This window comes from Pseudoalteromonas gelatinilytica (assembly GCF_001641615.1).
Classification (GTDB): Bacteria; Pseudomonadota; Gammaproteobacteria; order Enterobacterales; family Alteromonadaceae; genus Pseudoalteromonas; species Pseudoalteromonas gelatinilytica.
This window is the reverse complement of the sequence record NZ_LRRU01000011.1, coordinates 24,738-44,508: the sequence shown is the minus strand read 5'-3', so window position 1 is coordinate 44,508 and position 19,771 is coordinate 24,738. Positions and strand designations below refer to the sequence as shown.

At 37.8% G+C, this 19,771-nt stretch carries 17 protein-coding genes; all 17 read left to right on the top strand.

What is annotated here, in order from left to right; genetic code table 11:
* The first annotated feature begins 1 nt into the window (after position 1).
* The 17 genes from NH153_RS05205 (at position 2) to NH153_RS05125 (ending at position 19,747) form a co-directional block, all read left to right on the top strand.
* Positions 2 to 1,006 (top strand): acyltransferase family protein, encoded by a 1,005-nt coding sequence (locus NH153_RS05205; RefSeq protein ID WP_063701726.1) that lies wholly within the window; start codon positions 2 to 4, stop codon positions 1,004 to 1,006.
* An 8-nt stretch (positions 1,007 to 1,014) separates the two neighbouring features.
* Positions 1,015 to 1,902, top strand: coding sequence for an NAD-dependent epimerase/dehydratase family protein (locus tag NH153_RS05200; protein WP_063701724.1), 888 nt, complete (start codon positions 1,015 to 1,017; stop codon positions 1,900 to 1,902).
* Entirely contained in the window at positions 1,902 to 2,450 is a 549-nt protein-coding gene (locus NH153_RS05195) for a sugar transferase (protein WP_063701721.1), read from the top strand. Before NH153_RS05200 ends, NH153_RS05195 begins: the two co-directional genes overlap by 1 nt.
* A 148-nt stretch (positions 2,451 to 2,598) precedes the next feature.
* Positions 2,599 to 4,527 carry a polysaccharide biosynthesis protein gene (locus NH153_RS05190; protein WP_063701719.1) on the top strand — a complete coding sequence of 643 codons (1,929 nt, stop codon included), beginning with the start codon at positions 2,599 to 2,601 and terminating at the stop codon, positions 4,525 to 4,527.
* A 27-nt stretch (positions 4,528 to 4,554) separates the two neighbouring features.
* Positions 4,555 to 5,721 carry a nucleotide sugar dehydrogenase gene (locus tag NH153_RS05185; protein ID WP_063701717.1) on the top strand — a complete coding sequence of 389 codons (1,167 nt, stop codon included), beginning with the start codon at positions 4,555 to 4,557 and terminating at the stop codon, positions 5,719 to 5,721.
* A gap of 125 nt (positions 5,722 to 5,846) precedes the next feature.
* Positions 5,847 to 6,332 carry a transcription/translation regulatory transformer protein RfaH gene (gene rfaH / locus NH153_RS05180; protein ID WP_063701714.1) on the top strand — a complete coding sequence of 162 codons (486 nt, stop codon included), beginning with the start codon at positions 5,847 to 5,849 and terminating at the stop codon, positions 6,330 to 6,332.
* Positions 6,333 to 7,810: 1,478 nt separating this feature from the next.
* Positions 7,811 to 8,929: a polysaccharide export protein gene (locus NH153_RS05175; RefSeq protein WP_063701712.1), complete on the top strand. Its 1,119-nt coding sequence runs from the start codon at positions 7,811 to 7,813 to the stop codon at positions 8,927 to 8,929.
* Positions 8,930 to 8,941: 12 nt separating this feature from the next.
* Positions 8,942 to 9,376, top strand: a complete 435-nt coding sequence (locus NH153_RS05170; protein ID WP_063701710.1) for a low molecular weight protein-tyrosine-phosphatase — start codon at positions 8,942 to 8,944, stop codon at positions 9,374 to 9,376.
* A 14-nt stretch (positions 9,377 to 9,390) separates the two neighbouring features.
* Positions 9,391 to 11,631: a polysaccharide biosynthesis tyrosine autokinase gene (locus tag NH153_RS05165; RefSeq protein WP_063701707.1), complete on the top strand. Its 2,241-nt coding sequence runs from the start codon at positions 9,391 to 9,393 to the stop codon at positions 11,629 to 11,631.
* 340 nt (positions 11,632 to 11,971) lie between these two features.
* Positions 11,972 to 12,886, top strand: coding sequence for a sulfate adenylyltransferase subunit CysD (cysD, locus tag NH153_RS05160; RefSeq protein WP_058583902.1), 915 nt, complete (start codon positions 11,972 to 11,974; stop codon positions 12,884 to 12,886).
* Between the two features lie 74 nt (positions 12,887 to 12,960).
* Positions 12,961 to 13,305, top strand: a complete 345-nt coding sequence (locus NH153_RS05155) for a four helix bundle protein (protein ID WP_063701704.1) — start codon at positions 12,961 to 12,963, stop codon at positions 13,303 to 13,305.
* A 47-nt stretch (positions 13,306 to 13,352) separates the two neighbouring features.
* On the top strand, positions 13,353 to 14,783 hold the full coding sequence (gene cysN / locus NH153_RS05150) for a sulfate adenylyltransferase subunit CysN (protein ID WP_063701700.1): 1,431 nt from the start codon (positions 13,353 to 13,355) through the stop codon (positions 14,781 to 14,783).
* Between the two features lie 2 nt (positions 14,784 to 14,785).
* Positions 14,786 to 15,985, top strand: coding sequence for a capsular polysaccharide export protein, LipB/KpsS family (locus NH153_RS05145; protein ID WP_063701699.1), 1,200 nt, complete (start codon positions 14,786 to 14,788; stop codon positions 15,983 to 15,985).
* On the top strand, positions 15,982 to 16,989 hold the full coding sequence (locus NH153_RS05140) for a hypothetical protein (protein ID WP_063701696.1): 1,008 nt from the start codon (positions 15,982 to 15,984) through the stop codon (positions 16,987 to 16,989). Before NH153_RS05145 ends, NH153_RS05140 begins: the two co-directional genes overlap by 4 nt.
* Positions 16,983 to 18,002: an acyltransferase family protein gene (locus tag NH153_RS05135; RefSeq protein WP_063701694.1), complete on the top strand. Its 1,020-nt coding sequence runs from the start codon at positions 16,983 to 16,985 to the stop codon at positions 18,000 to 18,002. Before NH153_RS05140 ends, NH153_RS05135 begins: the two co-directional genes overlap by 7 nt.
* 1 nt (position 18,003) lies before the next feature.
* A complete protein-coding gene (locus NH153_RS05130) occupies positions 18,004 to 18,723 on the top strand; it encodes a sulfotransferase family 2 domain-containing protein (protein ID WP_063701691.1) in 720 nt (239 codons plus the stop codon).
* Complete coding sequence (locus NH153_RS05125; protein ID WP_063701689.1) at positions 18,710 to 19,747, top strand: glycosyltransferase; 1,038 nt, start codon at positions 18,710 to 18,712, stop codon at positions 19,745 to 19,747. The genes NH153_RS05130 and NH153_RS05125 overlap by 14 nt, the downstream gene beginning before the upstream one ends.
* The last annotated feature ends 24 nt before the right edge of the window (positions 19,748 to 19,771 follow it).

The window sequence follows — 19,771 nt, the reverse complement described above, 5'->3', positions numbered from 1 at the left end:
AATGAAGTATGTTTATAAAAGCAATAATCTAGATTTTTTAAGATTGGTACTTGCCACGGCAGTAGTGTTTTTACACTTAGCTTTTTTAGCTAAAACCCCCCTGACTGAGTCAGTTAGTGAATCACTACATTGGTTATCTGGTAGTGCTGTGTCTACATTCTTCATTGTTAGTGGCTTTTTGATTTATATGAGCTACGACAGAAGAAAGACGCTCATTAATTATTTTTGGGGACGTTTTCTTCGACTTTACCCTGCATATATTTTGTTAATTTTGTTTTCTAGCTGTTTATATTTTTTGGTCGGGGACGGGAGTTCGGTTGGGAACTATGCATCTGAAATTAAGTACTTTATAGCTAATGCGGTTTTTCTGAATTTCTTAGCACCTACTATTGATGGTGTATTTTCAACGAACCCAGAGCCCTTTATTAATGGCTCATTATGGACTCTAAAAATAGAAGTTATGTTTTATTGCATGGTTCCTATTATTTACATGCTGTTAGAGCGTAAATACAGTTACTTATATATGTTGGTAATCTATATATTATCATTCATTTATAAAGATTTTATTTTACTGCATAAAGATACTATTCCAATGGCTGAAACACTGGCATCACAACTGCCAGGGCAAATGATGTATTTTGTTTCAGGTATATTTTGCTTTAAATACTTTGATATATTGAAAAGGCAATTTTCAGCCTGGTTAATTGCATCGGTTATTTTGATGTGGCTCAATCTCTATTACTTACAGCCATTTGTAATTGCTGTTTTCATTACATTGGTATTTATTTCATTGCCTAATGTACTTTCATTTAAAAAGTTAGGCGATATTTCATACGGTGTATACATCTTTCATTTCCCGATCATTCAATTATTTATAGCAAATGGTTTTGAGTTTAATACGCTTTCATCTTACTTAGTGCTATTTACGACGATATTTGTTGTTTCTACAGTTTCGTGGAAACTAGTTGAAGCACCGAGTTTAAGACTTAAGAATAGATTCTTTTAGGAGTTAATATGGGAGTCTTAATTACAGGTGGAAATGGCTTTATTGGTAAAAAGCTTGTTGATTATTTAGTAAAAGATTTCTCTATCTCGATAACACTAAGAGAGGGCGAAATTACTACTCAAGCCGCAGTCAAATCTGTTGTAACTGGTGACTTATCTGAATTTGCACAGTGGGATAGTGCGCTAAAAGGATGCACTCAAGTTGTTCATTTGGCATCGTTTGCTCATAAACATGCACCGGCTATTCAAGAACTTGAGCAAACCAATATTAGCGCTCTAAAAGACTTATTAGTAGCGTGTAAAAACAATAATATAAAAAAGTTTATTTACTTTAGTACGGCATATGTGCACGGTAAATTTGCTAATTTAGATGTTAATGAAAACTCTTCATTAATTGAAGGGGAACCACAACTTCAAACGAGAATCATCGCAGAAGACTTAGTAAAAACTTTTTGTTCCGATTCAGGCATTGATTACATTATAATTCGCCCTACACTTGTTTTGAGCCATGATGCACCTGGGAACATAAGAACTTTGGCTAAACTGGTCTCTAAAGTTCATGCTTTTCCTTTCAAAGTAATTAACAATCAGCGTTCGTACTTATCAGTAGATAAATTACTTCGTTTCTCCAAACTTTGCTTAATGACCGACAAAGCAAATGGTGAGACTTACCTATTAGCTGATGAAAAAGCTTTATCACTTCAACAAGTGCTGAATTATCTTGCAGGTAATCAAAAAGTAAATATTAGGCACTTTTACTTTCCTGAGGTATTGCTGCGTTTAGGGTTAAGAGTTTTTGGGCAAAAAGAACGTGAAAATGTCCTGCTTGATAACTTTGTGGTCGACTCTTCGAAAGCAGACAAACTTTTAACAGAAATAAATATGGGTAGACGTTAATGTTACGTATTTTAGATTTTTTCATTGCTTTGTTCGGATTGGTATTTGCTTTTCCTTTTTTGATTATACTTTTCATTATTGGTTTATTTGATACAGGCTCTCCAGTCTTTAGACAAGAGCGGGTTGGACGTAATCAAAAGCCATTCATCTTGGTAAAGTTTAGAACAATGAAGGTTGATACTGCATCGGTGGCAAGTCATCTGGCAAGCTCTGCTTCAATAACTCCATTTGGGTCGTTCTTACGTAAGACGAAATTAGATGAAATTCCGCAATTATGGAATGTGCTAAAAGGAGAAATGAGCTTAGTAGGTCCAAGACCTGGGCTATTTAACCAAGAAGAGCTAACCTTAGAAAGAAGTAAATTAAACGTATTTGATGTGCGACCAGGAATTACTGGTTTAGCACAAGTAAACGAAATAGACATGTCAACGCCGGCAAAATTGGCCGAGGTAGATAAACAAATGATCGATTCTCTAAATATAAAGCTATACTTCAAGCTGATAATTATGACGGTTACAGGCAGTGGTAGTGGTGATAGAGTAAAGTAAATGACTTGGTAACAAATTTACACTCATTATTACAAACTAATAAAGAGTTCGCAGTCGTTTAAGGTTAAATTATTTTCATTGTTATGAATGTTGTTGCTGTAGTAAAATCGGCACAGATGTGAACACTTAGCTCAGGAAGGGCCCTCGATTGTTACTTAATTACCTTGTGAAATTACCAAGAAGCCAAAAACGTATTTTGTCTGTGGCTATTGACACAGTATTTATATTTACTGCTTTTTGGCTGGCCTTTATCTTGCGTTTAGATAACTTTGATGAATTCCACGAAGTAAAAAATTGGTGGTTGGTTTTTGCCATAACTCCATTAAGCCTTTTAAGTTTCATAAAGTTAGGCCTTTACCGCGCTGTGCTTAGGTACATAAACTCACAAGCTCTATGGGCAATTCTTGCTGGTGTGATTTTATCAACAATTTACTTTGTTGCTAGCTCATTCTTTTTAGGCGTTCAGGTACCTAGAACTGTTCCTGTTATTTACGCTTGTATATGTTTATTGTTTATCGGTGGTAGTCGGCTAACTGTCCGTGCAATTGTCGGTAAACTGATAATGCGCAGAAAAGAGAATGTAATTATCTATGGCGCTGGCTCTGCAGGTCGTCAATTAGCTACAGCTCTAGCCAATGGACCTGAGTATGCCCCAGTTGCATTCATTGATGATGATCTTAAAAAGCAAAATACCTTTATCCAAGGTATTAATGTTTTCCATCCTGATGACATTCCCTCAGTTGCAAATAGTAAATCTGCAAGTAAAATTTTATTAGCTCTTCCAAGTGCAGGAGGAAGTCGTAGAAAAGAAATTCTAAATAAAATTGAGTCTTTTAAATTACAGGTTATGACAATACCTGGTATGGCAGATATTGTTGCTGGTAATACAAGCTTAGAGCAAGTCAAAGAAGTTGGTGTTGAAGACCTTTTAGGGCGTGACCCAGTAGAGCCAAACTCCGAATTAATGTCTGCTAATATTCAAGATAAGGTTGTTTTAGTATCTGGAGCCGGGGGGTCTATTGGCTCAGAGCTTTGTCGACAAATTGTAAAAAACTCGCCGACCAAGCTAGTCTTATTTGAACTTTCTGAATATGGATTATATGCGATTGAAAAAGAGTTAAAAGACTACGTTTTTCAAAACTCCTTAAATATCGAAATAGTGCCAATTCTCGGTTCTATTCAAAACTTTAAACTCATCTCAATGACACTTTCGTCATTTAAAGTGCAAACTATCTATCATGCTGCGGCTTACAAGCATGTTCCTTTGGTTGAGCACAATGTTATAGAAGGTGTTAAAAATAATATATTTGGTACCAGTAACATTGCCCGTGCTGCGATAGAAAACAAGGTTGAAACCTTTGTACTAATTTCAACTGATAAAGCGGTTCGCCCTACGAATGTCATGGGGACAACAAAGCGCATGGCTGAGTTAGTGCTACAAGCATTATCTGATACGCAAAAAACTACGCGCTTTACTATGGTGCGTTTTGGCAATGTACTTGGTTCTTCGGGCTCTGTTGTACCATTATTCAGGCAACAGATTAAGCAAGGTGGACCAATTACCTTAACTCATAAAGATATAACTCGTTATTTTATGACTATTCCTGAAGCTGCACAGCTTGTTATTCAAGCAGGCGCAATGGGTAAAGGTGGAGATGTTTTCGTTCTTGATATGGGCGAGCCGGTTAAAATAATGGATTTAGCGACTAAGATGGTCCACCTCTCTGGCTTAGAAGTTAAGTCGAATAAACACCCAGAAGGTGATATTGAAATTCAATGTACAGGTCTACGCCCTGGCGAAAAGCTTTATGAAGAGCTATTAATTGGTGATAACGTTGTTGGTACAGATCACCAAAGAATCATGAGTGCACACGAAGTTAAGATGCCATGGGATGAACTTGAACAAGTTTTACTTGAGCTTAAATCGTCATGTGATTTAAACGATCACCACTCTATTCGTAAGTTGTTGTTAGAAGCACCAACAGCCTTCAATCCCACAGATGGTATTTGTGACCTCCATTGGCTCGAGAGTGTTAAAAATAACGAAAATGTAACTGTATTGAAGAATGCAAAGTAAAAAATAAAGCAGTTTAATTAGGTATATATGAATATTACAATCGCGGGTACGGGTTATGTTGGTTTATCTAATGCCATGTTGTTGGCCCAACATAACAATGTAGTAGCTCTAGATATTGTTGAAGAAAAAGTAGCGCAACTAAATGCCGGGAAGTCGCCAATATCAGATACAGAAATTGAGGATTTTCTTGCTAATAAGCAACTTAATTTTACTGCCACTACAGATAAGCAATTAGCTTATCAAAATGCAGATTTCATCATCATCGCTACGCCTACCGATTATGACCCAGAAACCAACTACTTTAATACCAAGTCAGTTGAAGCTGTTATTGCTGATGTACAAGCAATAAACCCAGCAGCAGTAATGGTTATTAAGTCAACTGTACCTGTGGGCTTTACCGAAAGCATTAAGCAAAAGTTTAATACAGAAAACATTATTTTCTCTCCAGAGTTTTTAAGAGAGGGTAAAGCGTTATACGATAACTTACACCCATCGCGTATTATTGTGGGTGAACGTTCTGAGCGTGCCGAAGTATTTGCAAATTTACTAGCGCAAGGGGCTATTAAAGAAGGTATTGAAGTTTTATTCACAGATTCAACCGAAGCAGAAGCAATCAAGTTATTTTCAAATACTTACCTTGCTATGCGCGTTGCTTACTTTAACGAGCTTGATAGCTACGCAGAAAGTCATGGTTTAAATTCTAAACAAATTATTGAAGGGGTAAGTTTAGACCCACGTATTGGTGGTCATTATAACAACCCTTCTTTTGGCTATGGTGGCTATTGTTTACCTAAAGACACAAAGCAACTATTGGCTAACTATCAAAACGTGCCAAATAACATGATCCGCGCAATTGTAGATGCAAATTCAACTCGTAAAGACTTTATTGCAGAGTCGATCCTCGCAAGGAAGCCAAAAGTGGTTGGTATTCATCGTTTAATCATGAAGGCTGGTTCTGACAACTTTAGAGCATCAGCAATTCAAGGCATCATGAAACGAATTAAGGCTAAGGGCATTGAAGTAATTGTTTATGAACCTGAATTACATGAAGCAACTTTTTTTAATTCAAAAGTAACCCATGACTTAGCTGAGTTAAAGTCATCTGCCGATGTAATTATTGCCAACAGAATGGTAATTGAGCTCGATGATGTTGCAGAAAAAGTATACACCAGAGACCTGTTTGGTAGTGACTAGTTCTCACTTGGGGTAATAACAATTTTGTAATAGACACACCTATATTCTCTGCGTATAATCGCTAGCTCATAAAAACCAATCCTTTTGGATTGGTTTTAAGGAAAATGAGTATTTTAGGTGTGACTATGGAAAGTTGGTACTTACTTTTTTGTAAATCAAAACAAGAGCTAAGAGCTCAAGCTAACCTTCAAAATCAGGGTTTTGAAGTGTTCTTTCCCGAACATAAAATTGAGCGAATCGTAAAGGGTCGCCGATCAATTCGTACATCTCCTCTATTTCCTAGTTATTTATTCATAAAGCTAGACTCTCAAAACTGTAACTTTTCTGCGGTAAAAAATACCCGTGGTGTAAGTGGCTTTGTTGCTTATGGTCATAGATTTCAAATTGTTCCTGAGCAGTTAATTGCACAGCTTAAATCTATGAGTGATATATGTGAAGTAACATCAACGTTACCAAAAGCCGGTGACGTTGTTTATCTAAACACAGAGTCATTTAAAAATGTTCAAGCAATTTATCAAGAACCAGACGGCGATATGCGCAGCATTTTATTAGTTAACTTGTTGAATAAACAAGTCGCCGTAAGTGTAGAGAATAAAGAAATTAGTTTATAAGTCGTGATTCAGCACGACATTGTTGTAGGAATGGCTTTAGCCGTGAATAGGGTTAAAATGCTCGGTGTTAAAACACCTCCCGCGCTGTAGGCATTGAGCTTTAACACGTGAAAAACAAAAAATAATAATAAAATCAGTACGTAGGAACTGCAACCTAGGGGCGGAAGCGTGCCCGAAGGGCTAGACAAGCAAATAATTTTGCTTTCAAGATGGAGCGAGAGGAGCTCTGCGACGAACTGGAACGGAAGCGTGCCCGGAGGGCTAGACAAGACGTAGGCGTCACGCTTGCTTGGCGCGTCTCAACCGCGGTACTGTTGTTAATACTTCGCGCGAAATAAATTTCACGCCTACAAATGGTGAATGCCGAAGGGCAAGAGGTAGGCGTCACGCTTGCTTGGCGCGTCTTAAATACGACACTGTTGTTAATACCTCGCGCGAAATAAATTTCACGCCTACAAATGGTGAATGCCGAAAGGCAAGAGGTAGGCGTCACGCTTGCTTGGCGCGTCTTAAATACGACACTGTTGTTAATACCTCGCGCGAAATAAATTTCACGCCTACAAATGGTGAATGCCGAAGGGCAATAGGTAGGCGTCACGCTTGCTTGGCGCGTCTCAACCGCGGCGCTGTTGTTAATACCTCGCGCGAAATAAATTTCACGCCTACAAATGGTGAATGCCGAAGGGCAAGAGGTAGGCATCACGCTTGCTTGGCGCGTCTCAAACACGGCACTGTTGTTAATACTTCGCGTGAAATAAATTTTCACGCCTACAAATGGTGAATTCCGAAGGGTAAGGCGTAGGCGTCACGCTTGCTTGGCGCGTCTCAACCTCGGCACTGTTGTTAATACTTCGCGCGAAATAAATTTCACGCCTACAAAATGGAATGCACGGTGATGGCCTAGACGCCCAACCCCGTAGGAACGGCTTTAGCCGTGAATGGTTGAAAATATTCGGCGTTAAAACGCCTCCTACGAAGTAGGTTTTTGTATTTATAACGCGATACCACTTGCAAACACGCACAAGCAACGATTTACAATCTTGAAGAACCTAGAACCTAGAACCTAGAACCTAGAACCTAGAACCTAGAACCTAGAACCTAGAACCTAGAACCTAGAACCTAGAACCTAGAACCTAGAACCTAGAACCTAGAACCTAGAACCTAGAACCTAGAACCTAGAACCTAGAACCTAGAACCTAGAACCTAGAACCTAGAACCTAGAACCTAGAACCTAGAACCTAGAACCTAGAACCTAGAACCTAGAACCTAGAACCTAGAACCTAGAACCTAGAACCTAGAACCTAGAACCTAGAAGTATTCATTAACTATTTTGCAAAAACCTGTCACAAGTGAGCGTTTACTAAACACTCAGTCTTGCGAACCTTGTAATGCCATGCTTTAATTAGGCAGCGTAAAAATAAACAGTTGTGGTTTTATTTTAACTGGACGTTTTAAGAAAAATTATTTGGGAAATAACAATGGCGCTTAGCTGTAAAACAATTGTAACGTCATTTGCGTTACTAGCAATGACTGGCTGTACAATCATCCCCGGTAGCCATTTTGAAGGAATCGAATCGGGCGAACAAATAGATAACCTTGAGAAGGAGCTCGATAAAGTAAATATTCAAATCATCGACTCTTCTCTAATCAATCAACAAAAGCAAAGTAAAACGAAACCAGCGTTACCATCAAGTCTTGATGGCATCGACACCTCTGATTACCAATACAAATTAGGCGTTGGAGATGTTCTATCAATTGGTGTTTGGGATCACCCTGAATTAACCATTCCTGCTGCAGTGCAACGTACCGCAGAATTCGACGGCTTCCGAGTGCAAGCCGACGGCACAATTACCTACGCATACGCTCCAAAAATACAAGCAGTTGGTAAAACTGTACAAGAAGTTCATAAAGAACTTGTTAAGCGCTTAAGTCGCGTAATCGAAGAGCCTCAAGTTGATGTGAAAATTGTTGGCTTTAGAAGCCAAAAAGCGTATGTGACAGGTGAGGTCAACAAACCAGGTGTGCTCCCTGTAACTGAAGTGCCTCTAACTTTAATTGATGCGCTTAACCAAGCCGGCGGGTTAACAGATTCTGCTGATTGGCGAACAGTTACATTTACGCGTGGCGATAAAACAGAAGTTATCAAACTTGATGATTTTTATGCCCATGGAGATATTTCACAAAACCGCTTATTAAAGCATGGTGATATTGTGCATGTGAGCCGAGACGACATGCAAAAAGTGTTTGTGTTAGGCGATGTAAAACGCGCTGGTACAGTGGGCGTTAATCGTTATGGTTTAAATTTAGCGCAAGCTTTAAGCGACGCAGGTGGTTTAAACGAAAACACAGCAGATGCGAATGGTGTATTTGTGTTACGTAAACGCAACTTAGAAACCGATGGTATTATTGCTGATGTATACCAACTACATGCGAAGAATGTTGCAGCGTTAGTGCTTGCCGAGCAGTTTGAATTACAGCCGCACGATATTGTATACGTAACTGCAGCACCACTAGCGCGTTGGAACCGTGTAATCAGCTTATTATTACCATCGGTAAGCACTGTTGACCGAATAAATGATGTTGCAACTTCAAACTAAGGGTTAATTTAGATGTTTGATTCTGTTTTAGTTGTTTGCGCTGGTAACATCTGCCGAAGCCCAACCGCGGAATATGTACTAAAAAGTAAACTAAAAGATAAAAATGTAAGTGTGACTTCCGCAGGCTTAACGGCCCTTGAAGGCAAGCACGCAGATGCACAAGCGCAGCAAATCGCAACGCATCATGGTATTGATATGAGTGAGCATCAGGGCAGGCAAATCACCTCTGCCCTTGTTGCACAGCACAGCGTTATTTTAGTGATGGAACAACGTCATTTAAACGACTTGTGTGCTCGCTACCCGCAAGCGCGTGGTAAAACATTTTTGCTAGGTAAATGGGTTGGTGATAAAGAAATACCCGACCCATACCGTCAAAGCCAAGAGGCTTTTGAGCACGTTTACGCATTAATCGATAGCGCATGTAGCGCTTGGCAAAAGTATTTATAAGGAAAGGGTAGTAGATGAATGCTCAGCCCACTGCATTAGCAGCAAGTAAAAATCAAAATAGAAGTCAAGAATCGCAATCGCAAGAAATAGACTTACTCGCATTACTAGGCGCATTACTCGACCGTAAATGGTTCATCGTTTTAGTAACAGCTGTATTTGCTTTTATTGGTGTGGCGGTTGCGGTATTAAGTACGCCAATTTATAAAGCAACAGCACTTGTACAAGTTGAAGAGAGTAGCCCGTCTGTACCTGGCCTTGATGATATGGCAGGTATGTTCGAAAGTAGCAGTGCCGCTGTAACCGAAATCGAGCTGTTAAAGTCACGTTCTGTGATTGGTGAAGCAGTCGACACACTTAAGCTTGATATAATTGCAGAGCCTAAATTATTCCCTGTTATTGGCGGTAAAGTTTATCGCAGTTTTGCGGCTGAATCTAAAGGTGACATAGCTGAACCACTTTTAGGGCTAAGTAGCTATGCGTGGGGCGGCGAGAGTATTAACATTTTCAGATTCAATGTACCTAAAGCATTTGAAGGTGAAGAGTTTGAATTAGTCGTTGGTGAAGGTAACACCTTTGAGCTTTTTAATCCAAATGGCGATTCGGTATTAAATGGTGTGGTTGGTAAAGATGAAAGTGCTGGCTTTTATGAGTTAACTTTACGCGATTTAAATGCACGCCCAGGTACGGAATTTGTTCTTATTAAAAAGAATCGATATAGAGCTATTGTTGAGCTTCAGCAAGAGATTAGCGCCAGCGAAAAAGGTAAAGATTCTGGCATTATTGCAATGTCGTATGATAACAAAAGCTCAGCTCATGCTGAAAAGGTACTTGATAAAGTAGCGCAAATTTATGTACGCCGTAATGTAGAGCGTAATAGTGCCGAAGCACAAAAGTCACTTGAGTTTTTAGAGGTTCAGCTACCAGAAGTTAAAAAGCAACTTGAATATGCTGAAGAGCGTTTTAACGATTATCAAATAAAACGTCAATCAATCAACATCAGCTTAGAAACCCAAGGCGTACTTGAGCAAGTAGTCGAGCTTGAAACTAAATTACAAGAGTTAGAGCTTAAGCGTTTAGAGCTAAGCCGTAAATTTAAAGAAAGCCACCCAACTTACCAAGGTGTGCTTGAGCAAATTGAAGCGGTAGAAAAACAAAAGCAAAAACTGGTTGGCGAAGTTGGTAACTTGCCAGAAACACAGCAAGAACTATTGCGTTTAAAACGAGATGTAGAAGTAAGCAACCAAATTTACACCTTACTACTTGGTAAAACGCAAGAGCTTGATATTGTACGTGCCGGTACTGTGGGTAATGTACGTGTGGTAGATGTAGCAGCGGTAGATACCACCGAGCCTGTTAAACCTAAAAAAGCCATAATTGCTGTTGTCGCTACTTTACTTGGTGGCTTTTTAGCAGTTGCCATTGTGCTAATTCAAAAAGCAATGCACCGTGGCGTTGAAGACCCAAGTGAAATAGAGAGTATTGGTTTGCCTGTATATGCATCGGTCCCGTATTCAGATTTTCAAGATAAGCTAACGGGCTTTAACCGTGCGCGCAAAGTTAAAGATAAGCCTAAGTCAATCCTTGCGGTAGATAACCCAGCAGATTTGTCGGTAGAAGCACTACGTAGCCTGCGCACCAGTTTACATTTTGCAATGATGGAGGCCAAAAATAACATTATTGCTATATCTGGCCCAAGTCCTGGTGTGGGTAAATCGTTTATCTCAGTAAACCTAGCAACTGTGCTCGCACAAAGCGGTAAAAAGGTGCTGATAATCGATGCCGATATGCGTAAAGGTTACTTACAAACTCAGTTCGGTATGAAGTGGGACGACGGCTTAAGTGATTTATTATCGGGCCGTTTAAATCTTGAACATGTGACTAAAAAGTCACAAGTTGAAGGGCTAGATGTAATTACTCGTGGTCAAATACCGCCAAACCCATCTGAGCTATTAATGCATAGCAACTTTAGTAAGATGGTTGATGAGGTAAGTGGTAAGTACGACATTATTATTGTTGATACGCCACCTATTTTAGCGGTAACCGACCCAGCAATTGTAAGCGCTCATGCTGGTAGTACATTATTAGTTACGCGCTTTGGCCAAAACCATTTACGTGAAATTGAGCTTACTCGTAACCGCTTTGAGCAAAACGGTATAGACGTAAAAGGTGTAGTATTTAATGGGGTAGTACGTAAAGCAAGCAATGCATACGGTTACTACGGTTACTACAATTACGAATATAAATCTGATAAGTAATTAAAGACGTTCTAGGTTCTAGTTGACTTAATTGTCACCACGACAAGCGCGTTGAAGAACCTAGAACCTAGAACCTAGAACCTAGAACCTAGAACCTAGAACCTAGAACCTAGAATTGAATAAAAATTTTAAATAATCTCGGTGATTGAAGTTAACTTCTGAAATCAAAGCACCGATATCCGAAAACAGACATCTGATATCTAAAACTGATATCTGAAACTTGATATCTAACCTCTGATATCTTTCACTTGATATCTCTTGTCTAACCTCTGATATCTAACTTTTGACTTCTCCTACGGCTTCTTTCTTTCGAAACCTAGCATACTTTCATGGAGTAAAAATGGAAATCTCCCAAGCCCGCATGACTCACCTAAAGCAACTAGAAGCTGAATCTATTCACATTATTCGTGAAGTTGCTGCCGAATTTGATAACCCAGTAATGCTTTACTCTGTCGGCAAAGACTCTGCGGTAATGCTGCACTTAACAATGAAAGCGTTTTACCCTGCTAAACCACCATTTCCTTTAATGCATGTTGATACAACATGGAAATTTAAAGAAATGATCGAGTTTCGCGACAAAATGGCCGAAAAGCTGGGTTTTGATCTATTAGTACATATTAACCAAGAGGGCGTAGATGCTGGCGTTGGCCCATTTACTCACGGTAGTGCAAAGCATACCGACATTATGAAAACTCAGGGCTTAAAACAAGCATTAGATAAGTACCAGTTTGACGCGGCATTTGGTGGTGCACGCCGCGATGAAGAAAAATCACGAGCTAAAGAGCGTGTTTATTCATTCCGCGATAAAAACCACCGTTGGGACCCTAAAAACCAGCGCCCTGAGTTATGGAATACATTTAACGGCAAAGTAAACAAAGGCGAAAGCATTCGTGTATTCCCACTGAGTAACTGGACTGAGCTAGATATTTGGCAATACATCTACCTAGAAAACATCGACATAGTACCGCTTTACCTAGCAGCAGAGCGCCCGGTAGTTGAGCGTGACGGTACATTAATTATGGTTGATGACGAACGTATGCCACTTGAAGAAGGCGAAGTACCAATGAAGAAAATGGTACGCTTTAGAACCCTAGGCTGCTACCCATTAACAGGTGCAGTTGAATCTAACGCCACAACGCTACCAGAAATCATTCAAGAAATGTTACTAACCAAAACATCAGAGCGCCAAGGCCGTGTAATCGATCACGATTCATCAGGCTCAATGGAGAAAAAGAAAATGGAAGGTTACTTTTAAAAAGCCGTATGCTCTAAGCTGTAAGTCTTAAGTGGATTAAAGACTTTACTAAATAGATACAACAAGGAATTGTTATGAATTTTGAAAATTTAGAAGTTTGGAAGCGTTCGGCAAGGTTGTCTTCGAATATTTATAAAGGAACAACTGATTTACGGGATTACGGCTTTCGAGATCAGCTAACTAGAGCTGGCTTATCAGTACCTAGTAACATCGCGGAAGGGATGAGCAGAGATAGTAATAAAGAAAAACGTCGATTTTTAGATATTGCTCGCTCATCGCTTTCAGAAGCTCGGACTCAAATTTATATCGGAATAGAGATAGGATATTTATCTAACGATATAGGGTCTATATGGGTTGCAGAAACAAAAGAGTTACAGGCAATGCTTTGTGGCCTGAAAAACTCTATAGAAAGTATTTAGACTTCAAGCTTATGGCTTATAGCTTATAGCTTAAGTAAGGATGGAAAATGACTGAACAAATTACCCCAAACCTTCTTGAAACAGATATCGAAGGTTATTTAAAACAACACGAAAACAAAGATCTACTGCGCTTTTTAACTTGTGGTAATGTTGATGATGGTAAATCAACATTAATTGGCCGTTTATTACATGATTCAAAATTAATTTTTGAAGATCACATGGCGGCAATCAAAAACGATTCAAAAAAATTCAATACCACAGATGAAGAGTTCGATTTAGCCTTACTGGTAGATGGCCTTCAGTCAGAACGTGAGCAAGGCATTACCATTGACGTAGCTTACCGTTATTTTGCAACCGAAAAGCGCAAGTTTATTATTGCTGATTGCCCAGGACACGAGCAATACACACGTAATATGGCAACCGGTGCATCAAACTGCGACCTTGCTATTGTAATGATTGATGCCCGTAAAGGTGTACAAACCCAAACTAAGCGCCACAGCTATATTGCATCACTACTTGGCCTTAAGCATGTTATTGTCGCTATTAATAAAATGGATTTAGTTGATTATAGCCAAGATGTTTACCGCCAAATTAAAGCGGACTATAAAGCCTTTGCTGAGCAATTAGATATTCCTGATGTGCGCTTTGTACCAATCTCGGCGCTAAAAGGCGATAACGTTGTTGATAAAGGTAACAACTTAGATTGGTACCCAGGTGCCACATTAATGCAGTTACTTGATACAGTAACCATTAGTGACGATAAAAATCTAGATACCTTCCGCCTGCCTGTACAGTATGTGAACCGCCCTAATTTAGATTTCCGCGGCTTTTGCGGCACTATTGCCAGCGGCATTATTAATGTGGGTGACCAAATTACGGCGTTTCCATCAGGTAAAACATCGTCAGTTGAGCGTATTGTTACTGCCGATGGTGATTTACCAACAGCCTTTGCTGGTCAAGCAATAACACTTACTTTAAAAGACGAAATTGATATTTCGCGTGGTGATGTGATTGTTAAGTCAAGCACAGACCAAAAGCAACTACCGACGACTACCTCAAACTTTGCTGCAACGATTGTGTGGATGGCCGATGCCGCTATGCAACCAGGTAAAGAGTATGAGCTTAAAATTGGTACTAAAAACACTTTCGGTAAAATTAGCAATATTAACCACCGTATTGATGTAAACACCCTAGAGCAAATTGATGCTAGCGAATTGCAATTAAATGAAATTGCAAATAGTAGTATCGAAACATCAGCGCCAGTGGTAATTGACCAATATAAACAAGTGGTAGGTACGGGCTCATTCATCATCATTGACCGCTTAACCAATGTCACTGTCGGTGCTGGTATGATTACAAATACAACCGCCGAAACTCAAACCTTAAACACTGAACCTCGTATTTATACAGACGCTGAAATTGCCTTGAATCGTTATATTCGTGATAATTTCCCAGAATGGTGTTGTAAAGAGGTATAAGAATGAAGATTCTCTGGCTTGCTTCAACTTTAGAAGATACAACGTTCCTAAAAGATTTTTATAGCTTCTTTGAGGGTGAAATAGATGTGTTTCATCTGAACTTTATTACCTACCTTAACTTAAAAAAGCATAAAGGGGTTCATTTGCTACCCAAATGGGGTACGGCTTGTTCTAATGTTGAAGTGCCGGATATCACTAAATCATTTAATGTATTATCAAATCGATTGACTCACACGGAGGCTAAAAAGGCTTATCAAGCGACCAGTCACAAATTAGCAGAGTACTTTGATAAACATAAAGATGAGACGGTTTATTTAATGATCCCTAGTGGGAGGCATGTGCATCATATTGCAGCCACTAATTTTGCAATTAAAAATAATATCAAAAGGTTGTATATAAATTACTCAAATTTTCCAGGGTATACGTTTTTCGACCCTGAAGGAACTGATTGTTTATCTTCAATCTACCGCGATCCTAGCTTGTTGCTAAATTATAGACCTAAATATTTAGATATAAATGCTGTATTCGCTAAATTTGCAAAACTCAAAGAGGAACAGAAGAAAATTCCTCAGGCAGCGAGTTCTAATTTTAAATTAAAACTTAAAAAGTTAGCCTTTGTAGTAGATTCATATTTACAGCGTTTGACTAATACATATGGTGACAGGCGCATTAAATTCGCCTTGGATAAAAATACACAGGCAAATATTCATATTGAGTATGACAAGTTACCTGATTCAGATTTTATTTTTTTTCCACTTCAAGTCTCTACTGATCAGCAAGTTTTAGTTAATTATAATAAAGGCTCTATTATTGCAGCAATTGACGAGGCGTTAGAGCTTGCACTTGCTGAAAATACGCTACTTGTCGTGAGAGAGCACCCTGCCGAAGGAAACCCTTCGCTAGTAAGGCGGCATTTAATTAGCTTGAAACAGCAATATCCAAAGCAAATATTTATTTCTAACATGCTTGTTCCGCAGTTAATTAATTTATGCTCTAAAGTTGTTACAATAAATTCTACGGTCGGCTTAGAGAGTCGTATAAATGGCAAAGATGTTGTTTTTTTAGGTAATAGCTTTTATGAAAAGGCTACAGATGAACTACTCGCCATATATCTAGATAGTTATTTAATTACTTGTGATTACCATAAACCATATCAAATGACTAACGACATAGCGAATAATATAATAAAGCGACTTACATGAACTCAAAAAGCCTAAGTTATCAATTTAATAAACACTATCAACTACTTTTTGTTCTGGCTTTGTATACTTTAGTTATATTAACAGGTTCTAGTAATATGTTAATAAACCAAGGTGAGCACGCTGCAATGATGAATAACCTGCTTGAGGGGAGTGGAGGGGAGGTTGATTACAACTTTCTAGTTTCACTGAAAATTTATAACTTCTTTCAGTACCTAGGTATTGCACCAACTACCTTAGCAATTATTGTTGGCTATATTGTTATACTATTTACATTTAAAGAAAAGCTTGCTGTTAAAAACGGAGACTTTCTTATTTTACTTTTCTGTTTCTCTCCTGCCCTTTTCATGAATTTAGGGAAGCCAAGTAAAGAAATGTTCATAACTTTGTTTATGATTTTTTGTGTTGGTTCCTTAAATAAGGGGAAAATTAAAAAAGCGTCACTAATTGTTTTTGTATACGCAGCGATTTTTCGGATTTATTACATACCACTTGCTATTTCGCTTTATCTCTTCTCTCTGAAAAGTGTTGTTTTAAAATGGCTTGTTGTTATTTTTGGTTTTATTTCTGTTCTTTTGTTTTTTTTGTTCTTTGATGAGAAAATATTTGACTTTATTTCAGGGCTGTTATCAAGGCGCGATTATGGATATTTAAACGATGACAATATCAGGAGAACGGTTTTTGCTAACCCTTTTGATAATGATAGTTGGTTTAATATTATCCTAAACTATTTCAATGCAATGTTAAGGTTGAATCTGTCCTTGATTTATTCTTTTACATTGAAAGAGTTTTTTCTGCAAGCTTACGTTTTTTATATTTTTTATATTTCTATTTGCGCGTACAGGAGAGGTTCTTCATTAGGTGCAGCGGTTTTAGTTAATATGATGGTTTATCCATTATTTGAGCCTGACCTAGGTTCTTATTTAAGGCATATTGCCTCTATATTTCCTTTGTATTTTTATTTACACAAATATGTTTCAAAACCAAAGTTAGGTAAATTATGTTAGGTACTTTTAGGTTTTTTCTCGCATTGATGGTCGTTGTAACCCATATGTTTTACCCATACTGGTTTGGTCACTATGCTGTATTTGGCTTTTTTATCATAAGTGGTTATTTAATGACTATGGTCGTTAATAAGAAGTACAGTGGTTCGATTGAAATGACTCTTAGGTTTTTTCTCAATAGAATAGTCAGAATTTATCCGCTATATCTGATTGCCTTAGTTTTGAGTGTGGCTGTAATTTTGTATGTGGGTGAAGATGTCAGTAGTTCATTTAATGTTGCATTAGTATTACCATCATCCGCCAATGAGTGGTTCTTAAACTTTGTATTAATTGGTATGAATCATGATTTTACTTCTAGATTGGTACCTCCAGCATGGGCGCTGGGCAATGAGCTGTTTTTTTACTTTTTAATAGGTATAGGGATAAGTAAAAATAAACACCTTTCGAGTGTATGGCTTGGTATGTCGTTACTTATTCTATTATATAGTCTAGTATTTTCTTTAGGGTTTAAATTTAGATATTTCACCTTGTTTGCAGCATCATTGCCTTTTTCAATTGGTGCAGTTATTTATCATTATTATGATAAATTTAGCCTTTTGGCTAATAAAGTTTCATACAAGTTAGTTATAGCAGTCTCAATTTATGTGTTTATAGCACCAGTTCTTATTTTGATTGTTGATGCTGGAACTTTTTTATATTTGTTTTTCGATCCTCATGGTTTTGTTTTGTATTTGAATTTAATTCTTATGATTTTTTTGTTTGTAAAGTTAAATGATTTAAAGGTCACAGGTTCTTTAAAGAAGGTTGATGTTTTACTAGGTGGAATATCATATCCAATATATTTATTTCATTGGATTGTTGGCTTATTTATTAGTTATGTTTTATGGGGGGAGTCTGTAAGGCCATCCCTTTTACTTTTAATACTAACAGCTTTTTTTACAATTATTTTTTCATTGATATTTTATTATTGTGTTGAGAAACCGTTAGAGAATTTACGTTCTAGAATTAGAGGCTAATATGTTTGGTTATTTGAGAGGTGTTGTTAAAGGTGGGCCCTTAGAGTCAATGGCAAGGAGTGTTTATACTAATACTGTTCCATTATCTATAAGAGATAAGCTTTCAAGGGAGTTTGTTGATCCATATTCAACACTTGAAATTAATAATAAAGTCATATTTGTTCATATACCAAAAAATGCAGGTAATGGCATAGCTAATTCTTTATTTAGAGAGCAGCCAAAAGGTCATAACTTTCTAAAACAATATAAGGAAGCTGATACTGAACGTTATAAAGAGTTCTTTAAATTTGCATTCTCACGTAACCCTTACTCAAGATTTTATTCAGCCTACTCTTACTTAAAAAATGGTGGTTTTGGTATATATGATGTTGAATTTGCAGAGAAATATATAAGGCCACACAAGGATTTTAATAGTTTCATACTATCTTTAGAAAATAAAGCTATTGCCAGTAAGGTGTTAGCTTGGACTCATTTTATACCCCAATCAAAATTCATTTTAGTAGATGGTATCAATGAACTTGATTACCTTGGAAGTGTTGAAAAAATGGAAGATAGCTTGAGAGAGATTTGTAACCGTTTAGATCTGGAACCTGTTTTGAACTCTAAAGTCAATGCGAGTAATAGTGGTGACTACAGGAAAAATTATACGAATTCCTCTATCGAACTTATTAAAGAGCTATATAAAGAAGACTTGGAACTGTTGAATTATGACTTTGAATAAGAAAACAATAGTTCATATTACAGAGTCTTTTGGTGGTGGTGTCACTACGGCAATTAATACTTATGTTAAAAATAGCCCTAGCTTTGCACATCACTTAATTGCAGTAGTGAGAGAAGGTGATGAAACAGGTGAAGAAGAGTCAAATTTATTTGCCTCTTCCACGTTGTTGAAACGAGATTTTACTTGCTTGAAAAAATGCTTGCATAGAATAGATGACCTTAAGCCTGATGTAATACATATTCATAGTACTTATGCAGGCTTATTCTTAAGAATTCATCCAAAGATTGATACTCAGAAAGTTGTTTATACGCCTCATGGCTTTGCATTTTTACGTGACGACCACCCGATTTTAAAGAAAGCTTATTATCTTATTGAAAAAGTTCTTAGTAAAAGATGTAAAGTAATTGCAGGCTGTGGTGTAGATGAAGCTAACATCGCACAAGCATTTAATAAAAACTTGCTTACTTATCCTTTAGTTAATATTTGTGAAAAGCTAGATAGACATAAACTAGCTAACAAGTCAGAACGTCCGCTGAAGATCGGTATGGTAGGTCGGATAACGGCACAAAAAGGTTATGATTTCTTTGCTAAGGTTGCAAAAAAGTTAACTGGAAAGGCCGAGTTTATTTGGATAGGTGGTGGTGACGAAAAAGGTAATGAACTCTTGTCTCAGGCAGGTGTTAGAGTTACTGGATGGGTGAAGCGGCAGTCTGTTCTTGATGAATTAGAGCATTTGGATGTGTATTTCCATACTGCTGCTTGGGATGGTTTCCCTGTTTCTGTTTTGGAGGCGGCTGAAATGAACTTACCTGTATTACTTCGTGAGATAGGTCCATTTACAGCGGAAGGCTTAAATACTTTAGCTGATGAGGACATAGCTTCTAATGAACTTTTGTTATTCTTAAACGGTGATAAGACTGCTGTTGATAGAGCTAATTTTAATACATCTATGATCAGAAATACGCACACGGCAGAAAATTTATCAAATTCGATTTCCACTGTTTATGGTTATATAACAGGCTAAGCCTACTTTTATTTTAAGGTGAGT